Source organism: Pseudomonas sp. K8, assembly GCF_014889455.1.
GTDB lineage: Bacteria > Pseudomonadota > Gammaproteobacteria > Pseudomonadales > Pseudomonadaceae > Aquipseudomonas > Aquipseudomonas veronii.
In genome coordinates this window covers 200,970-207,501 of sequence record NZ_VJWO01000005.1, presented here as the reverse complement: position 1 = coordinate 207,501, position 6,532 = coordinate 200,970, and the positions used below count along the sequence as shown (strand labels likewise).

Below are 6,532 nucleotides of genomic sequence, written 5' to 3'. Positions count from 1 at the left end.
GTAGCTGACCCACTGCAATCGGGGGCAAGCCCCCTCCCACATTTGTTTCCCCACTGTTCTTGCGATCTGTTTCCAGCCTTCCGCACCACTTTGTTACCGAACGCCCCAGCGTGGCGCAATACTACCCTGACGTGGCAAACCGGCCTCGCTGTAAAACCGCCCCCCGAGAAATTTCATCACGCCTCGAAGCCTTAATTTCCAAGGCTCGCGCATGGCTGTGCAAACAATCGCGTCTGCACCCCAGGAAAGTTGGCCGTTCGATTGCATATGCTTGTATGTACAAGTAAAGGTGTGTGCGTAAGAGTCGACTTCGCACGCATCCAGTTCGCGCATCGATCGCTGAGGAGTTCTGGTTGTGACCGATTTTTCTAACGCTAAGCCTACAAAATACCGAGACGTCGAAATCCGCGCCGCGCGCGGTAACACGCTCACCGCCAAAAGCTGGCTGACCGAAGCGCCGCTGCGCATGCTGATGAACAACCTTGACCCGCAAGTGGCCGAAAACCCGAAAGAGCTGGTGGTGTACGGCGGCATCGGCCGTGCGGCGCGTAACTGGGAGTGCTATGACCAGATTGTCGAGAGCCTCACCAACCTTAACGATGACGAAACCCTGCTGGTGCAGTCGGGCAAACCGGTCGGTGTGTTCAAGACCCACCGCAATGCCCCGCGTGTGCTGATCGCCAACTCCAACCTGGTGCCGCACTGGGCCAGTTGGGAACACTTCAACGAACTGGATGCCAAGGGCCTGGCCATGTACGGCCAGATGACCGCCGGCAGCTGGATCTACATCGGCAGCCAAGGCATCGTCCAGGGCACCTACGAAACCTTCGTCGAGGCCGGTCGCCAGCATTACGACAGCAACCTCAAAGGCCGTTGGGTACTGACCGCCGGCCTCGGCGGCATGGGCGGCGCGCAGCCGCTGGCCGCGACCCTGGCCGGCGCATGCTCGCTGAACATTGAATGCCAGCAGGTCAGCATCGATTTCCGCCTGAACAGCCGTTATGTCGACGAACAGGCCAGCGACCTCGACGACGCCCTGGCGCGCATCGCCAAGTACACCCAGGAAGGCAAAGCGATCTCCATCGCCCTGCTGGGCAACGCCGCCGAAATCCTGCCGGAACTGGTCAAGCGCGGCGTGCGCCCGGACATGGTCACCGACCAGACCAGCGCCCACGACCCTCTCAACGGCTACCTGCCGGCCGGCTGGACCTGGGACGAATACCGCGCCCGCGCCAAGACCGAACCGGCGGTCGTGATCAAGGCCGCCAAGCAGTCGATGGCCGTTCACGTCAAAGCGATGTTGGACTTTCAGAAACAAGGCATCCCGACCTTCGACTACGGCAACAACATCCGTCAGATGGCGCAAGAAGAGGGCGTGGAAAACGCGTTCGACTTCCCAGGCTTCGTACCAGCCTACATCCGCCCGCTGTTCTGCCGTGGCATCGGCCCGTTCCGCTGGGCCGCGCTGTCGGGCGACCCGCAAGACATCTACAAGACCGACGCCAAAGTCAAAGAGCTGATCCCCGACGACGCGCACCTGCACAACTGGCTGGACATGGCCCGCGAACGCATCAGCTTCCAGGGCCTGCCGGCGCGTATCTGCTGGGTCGGCCTGGGCCAACGCGCCAAGCTGGGCCTGGCGTTCAACGAAATGGTGCGCAGCGGCGAGCTGTCCGCGCCGGTGGTGATCGGCCGCGACCACCTCGACTCCGGCTCGGTGGCCAGCCCCAACCGCGAAACCGAATCGATGCAGGACGGCTCCGACGCCGTGTCCGACTGGCCGCTGCTCAACGCCTTGCTCAACACCGCCAGCGGCGCGACCTGGGTCTCCCTGCACCACGGCGGCGGCGTGGGCATGGGCTTCTCGCAGCACTCGGGGATGGTGATCGTCTGCGACGGCACCGACGAAGCGGCCGAGCGGATTGCCCGCGTGCTGCACAACGACCCGGCCACCGGGGTGATGCGTCATGCCGATGCGGGTTACCAGATCGCGATCGATTGCGCCAAAGAGCAGGGCTTGAACCTGCCGATGATCAAGTAACGACTGGCTCGGTTTCTGTGGGAGCTGGCTTGCCTGCGATGCAGGCGACGCGGTCTTTCGGGTAGACCGCGGTGATGCAATCGCAGGCAAGCCAGCTCCCACAGAAGAGCAATCAGTACCCAAAACAATCCATCAGAGGTTGAACACACATGGCTGCAAATGACGCGCGTGCAAGCACCACCCCGTTGATCGAAAGGCGTTCGATCGACTACATCCCGGAAGCGGAAAGACACGGACGTCTGTTTAGCCAGTTCACCCTATGGATGGGCGCCAACCTGCAAATCACCGCGATTGTCACCGGGGCCCTGGCCGTGGTGCTGGGCGGTGATGTGTTCTGGTCGTTGATCGGCCTGTTGATCGGCCAACTGCTCGGCGGCAGCGTCATGGCGTTGCACGCGGCGCAAGGGCCCAAGCTTGGCCTGCCGCAGATGATCTCCAGCCGGGTGCAGTTCGGGGTTTATGGCGCGGCCATCCCGATCGTGCTGGTGTGTTTGATGTACCTGGGTTTCACCGCCACCGGCACCGTGCTTTCCGGTCAGGCGCTGGGCCAGTTGCTGGGCGTCAGCGACAGCGTCGGTATCCTTGTCTTTGCCAGTGTCATCGTGCTGGTCACGGTGCTCGGCTACCGCGTGATCCACTTCATCGGCCGGGTCGCCAGCGTCATTGGTGTGATTGCCTTTGTCTACCTGTTCAGCCGTCTGATGAGCCAGGCCGACATTGGCGCGCTGCTGCAAATCCGTCACTTCAGTTGGAGCAGCTTCCTGCTCGCGGTGTCGCTCGCAGCCTCCTGGCAAATCGCCTTCGGCCCTTACGTAGCGGACTATTCGCGCTACCTGCCGAGCCAGACGTCCTCGCTGAAAACCTTCCTGGCCGCCGGCGCGGGGTCGGTGATCGGCGCACAGGTGGCGATGGTCCTCGGCGTGTTTGCCGCCGCCCTGTCCAACGGACAATTCGCCGGTCATGAAGTGGCCTACATCGTCGGTTTGGGCGGTACGGGGGCCACCGCCGCGCTGCTGTATTTCAGCATCGCGTTCGGCAAGGTCACCATCTCCACGCTGAACTCCTACGGCAGCTTCATGTGCATTGCCACCATCATCAGCGGCTTCCGGGGGCGCCTGCAGGTCACGCGCTTGCAGCGTCTGGTTTTTGTGCTGGCCATCGTCGGTACGGCGACTCTGATCGCGTTGCTCGGCCAGCACTCGTTCCTCGGTGCGTTCAAGTCTTTCATCCTGTTCCTGCTGGCGTTTTTTACGCCCTGGAGCGCGATCAACCTGGTGGACTACTACTGCATCACCCGCGAGCGTTATGACGTGACGGCGCTGGCCGATCCGGACGGGCGCTATGGGCGTTGGAACCTGCTCGGTATCAGCGTCTATGTGTTCGGTGTGCTGGTGCAATTGCCGTTCATCTCCACCAAGTTCTACACCGGTCCGCTGGTGGCCGCCCTGGGTGATGTGGATATTTCCTGGATCATCGGTCTGATAATTCCCGCAGCTCTGTATTACGTGTGTGCGAAAAAATGGCACAGCGCCGTGCCCGATCAACTGATTCTGCCGGTCGAGCAGGACAGCGTTGTACCTGCCCCAGCCAGCGGCGCCAGTCGCTCTGCGGCGCGGGCCTGATTGGACGTGGACCGGGCAGGATGCCTCTTGACTGCCGTAAGCCAACTCATGATTAGGAGCGTCACACAATGAAATCGAACAAGACCCTGCTGACCACATTGCTGTCCATGGGCTTGCTGGCAAGCGCCGGTGCCCAGGCGGCCGGTTGGTGCGAGTCCGGTAAGCCGGTGAAATTCGCCGGCCTGAACTGGGAAAGCGGCATGTTGCTCACTGACATCCTGCAAACCGTTCTGGAAAAGGGCTACGACTGCAAGACCGACAGCCTGCCGGGCAATTCGATCACCATGGAAAACGCCCTGAGCAGCAATGACATTCAAGTGTTTGCCGAAGAGTGGGTCGGCCGCAGCGAGGTGTGGAACAAGGCCGAGAAGGCCGGCAAGGTCGTCGGTGTCGGCGCGCCGATTGTCGGTGCGATCGAAGGCTGGTATGTGCCGCGTTACGTGATCGAAGGCGATGCCAAGCGCAAGTTGGAAGCCAAGGCGCCGGGCCTGAAAAACATCGCCGACCTGGCCAAGTACGCCGCGGTGTTCAAGGACCAGGAAGAGCCGTCCAAAGGCCGCTTCTATAATTGCCCGGCCGGCTGGACCTGCGAGTTGGACAACAGCGCGATGCTCAAGAGCTACGGCCTGGAGAGCAGCTACACCAACTTCCGTCCTGGCACCGGCCCGGCGCTGGATGCGGCGGTGCTGTCGAGCTACAAGCGCGGCGAGCCGATCCTGTTCTACTACTGGTCGCCAACGCCGCTGATGGGCCAGGTCGACCTGGTCAAGCTGGAAGAAAAACCCGGCGTGGATAAGAGCGTGAGTATCAAGGTCGGCCTGTCCAAGACCTTCCACGAACAGGCACCGGAACTGGTGGCCGTGCTGGAAAAGGTCAACCTGCCGATCGACCTGCTGAACCAGAACCTGGGGCGCATGGCCAAGGAGCGAATCGAGTCGCCGAAACTGGCGAAACTGTTCCTCAAGGAACACCCTGAAATCTGGCACGCCTGGGTGAGCGAAGACGCCGCCAAGAAAATCGACGCGGCCTTGTAGGTCATGCGCGCCCGACTACCCTGAGGGGCAGCCGGGCGCCTGGCCACAACCCACTGGATCGAGAGCACGCTATGTTTCCTGAAAGTTTTACGTTTTCCATTGCCAACTGGGTCAACGGTTGGGTGGATTCGCTGGTGACCAACTACGGCGATGTGTTCCGGCACATCTCCGACACCCTGCTATGGGCCATCGTCAACCTCGAGGGCCTGCTGCGCGCCGCGCCCTGGTGGCTGATGCTGGCCATCGTCGGCGCCGTGGCCTGGCACGCCACGCGCAAAGTGGTGACCACCGCGGTGATCGTCGGCCTGTTGTTCCTGGTGGGCGCGGTCGGCCTGTGGGACAAACTGATGCAGACCCTGGCCCTGATGCTGGTTGCTACGCTGATCTCGGTGCTGATCGGCATACCGCTGGGCATCCTGTCGGCGCGCAGCAATCGCTTGCGTTCGGTGTTGATGCCGCTGCTCGACATCATGCAAACCATGCCCAGCTTCGTGTACCTGATCCCGGTGCTGATGCTGTTCGGCCTGGGCAAGGTGCCGGCGATTTTCGCCACGGTGATCTACGCCGCGCCGCCGCTGATCCGCCTGACCGACCTGGGGATTCGCCAGGTCGACGGCGAAGTCATGGAAGCCATCAACGCCTTCGGCGCCAACCGCTGGCAACAGCTGTTCGGCGTGCAACTGCCGCTGGCGCTGCCGAGCATCATGGCCGGCATCAACCAGACCACCATGATGGCGTTGTCGATGGTGGTGATCGCCTCGATGATCGGCGCCCGCGGCCTGGGCGAAGATGTTCTTGTCGGCATCCAGACCCTCAACGTCGGCCGCGGCCTTGAAGCCGGGCTGGCCATCGTGATTCTCGCCGTGGTCATCGACCGCATCACCCAGGCCTATGGTCGTCCACGGCATGAGGCGAGCAAATGACTACTGTCAGCAAAATCGAAGTGAAAAACGTCTTCAAGATCTTCGGCAACCGCGCCAAGGACGCGCTGGCGCTGATCGGCCAGGGCAAGACCAAGGATCAGGTGCTGGCCGAGACCGGTTGCGTGGTCGGCGTCAACGACCTGTCCCTGAGCATTGGCACCGGCGAGATCTTTGTGATCATGGGCCTGTCGGGTTCGGGGAAATCGACCCTGGTGCGCCACTTCAATCGCCTGATCGACCCCACCAGCGGCGCGATCCTGGTGGACGGCGAAGACATCCTGCAACTGGACATGCAAGCCCTGCGCGAATTCCGTCGACACAAGATCAGCATGGTGTTCCAGAGCTTCGGCCTGCTGCCCCACAAGAACGTGCTCGACAACGTCGCCTATGGCCTGAAAGTGCGCGGCGAAACCAAGCAGGTCTGCACCGAGCGCGCGCTGCACTGGATCGAAACCGTGGGCCTCAAAGGTTACGAAAACAAATACCCGCACCAGCTCTCCGGCGGCATGCGCCAGCGGGTCGGCCTGGCCCGCGCCCTCGCGGCAGACACCGACATCATCCTGATGGACGAAGCCTTCAGCGCCCTCGACCCGCTGATCCGCGCCGAGATGCAGGACCAGTTGCTCGAACTGCAAAAGACCCTGCACAAGACCATCGTGTTCATCACCCACGACCTCGACGAGGCGGTGCGTATCGGCAACCGCATCGCGATCCTCAAGGACGGCAAGCTGATCCAGGTCGGCACGCCGCGGGAGATTTTGCATTCGCCGGCGGATGAGTATGTGGATCGGTTCGTTCAGCGGCGGGCGGCGGTGGTCTGATCCGGATTATGGGGTGGGGCTGCTGGCCTCATCGGGAGCAAGCTCCCTCCCACAGGGGGATGCATTCCAAAGGTGGGAGAGGGCTTGCTCC

5 protein-coding genes are annotated in these 6,532 nt (G+C 62.1%); all 5 read left to right on the top strand.

The window, feature by feature from the left end:
• Nucleotides 1–355 precede the first annotated feature (355 nt).
• Nucleotides 356–2,041 carry a urocanate hydratase gene (gene hutU / locus INT12_RS06040; protein ID WP_046384993.1) on the top strand — a complete coding sequence of 562 codons (1,686 nt, stop codon included), beginning with the start codon at nt 356–358 and terminating at the stop codon, nt 2,039–2,041.
• Between the two features lie 149 nt (nt 2,042–2,190).
• The gene (locus INT12_RS06035) at nt 2,191–3,663 is read left to right on the top strand and encodes a purine-cytosine permease family protein (RefSeq protein ID WP_046490861.1); all 1,473 of its coding nucleotides are present in this window, start codon (nt 2,191–2,193) and stop codon (nt 3,661–3,663) included.
• 68 nt (nt 3,664–3,731) lie between these two features.
• Nucleotides 3,732–4,697, top strand: a complete 966-nt coding sequence (locus INT12_RS06030; RefSeq protein WP_017849907.1) for an ABC transporter substrate-binding protein — start codon at nt 3,732–3,734, stop codon at nt 4,695–4,697.
• Between the two features lie 71 nt (nt 4,698–4,768).
• A complete protein-coding gene (locus tag INT12_RS06025; protein ID WP_017849906.1) occupies nt 4,769–5,620 on the top strand; it encodes an ABC transporter permease in 852 nt (283 codons plus the stop codon).
• A complete protein-coding gene (locus INT12_RS06020; RefSeq protein ID WP_017849905.1) occupies nt 5,617–6,441 on the top strand; it encodes a quaternary amine ABC transporter ATP-binding protein in 825 nt (274 codons plus the stop codon). The genes INT12_RS06025 and INT12_RS06020 overlap by 4 nt, the downstream gene beginning before the upstream one ends.
• Nucleotides 6,442–6,532 lie beyond the last annotated feature (91 nt).

Coding starts and splice junctions, on each gene's coding strand:
- INT12_RS06035 (WP_046490861.1), top strand. CDS start 2,191: ATGGCTGCAAATGACGCGCGTGCAAGCACCACCCCGTTGATCGAAAGG.
- INT12_RS06030 (WP_017849907.1), top strand. CDS start 3,732: ATGAAATCGAACAAGACCCTGCTGACCACATTGCTGTCCATGGGCTTG.
- INT12_RS06025 (WP_017849906.1), top strand. CDS start 4,769: ATGTTTCCTGAAAGTTTTACGTTTTCCATTGCCAACTGGGTCAACGGT.
- INT12_RS06020 (WP_017849905.1), top strand. CDS start 5,617: ATGACTACTGTCAGCAAAATCGAAGTGAAAAACGTCTTCAAGATCTTC.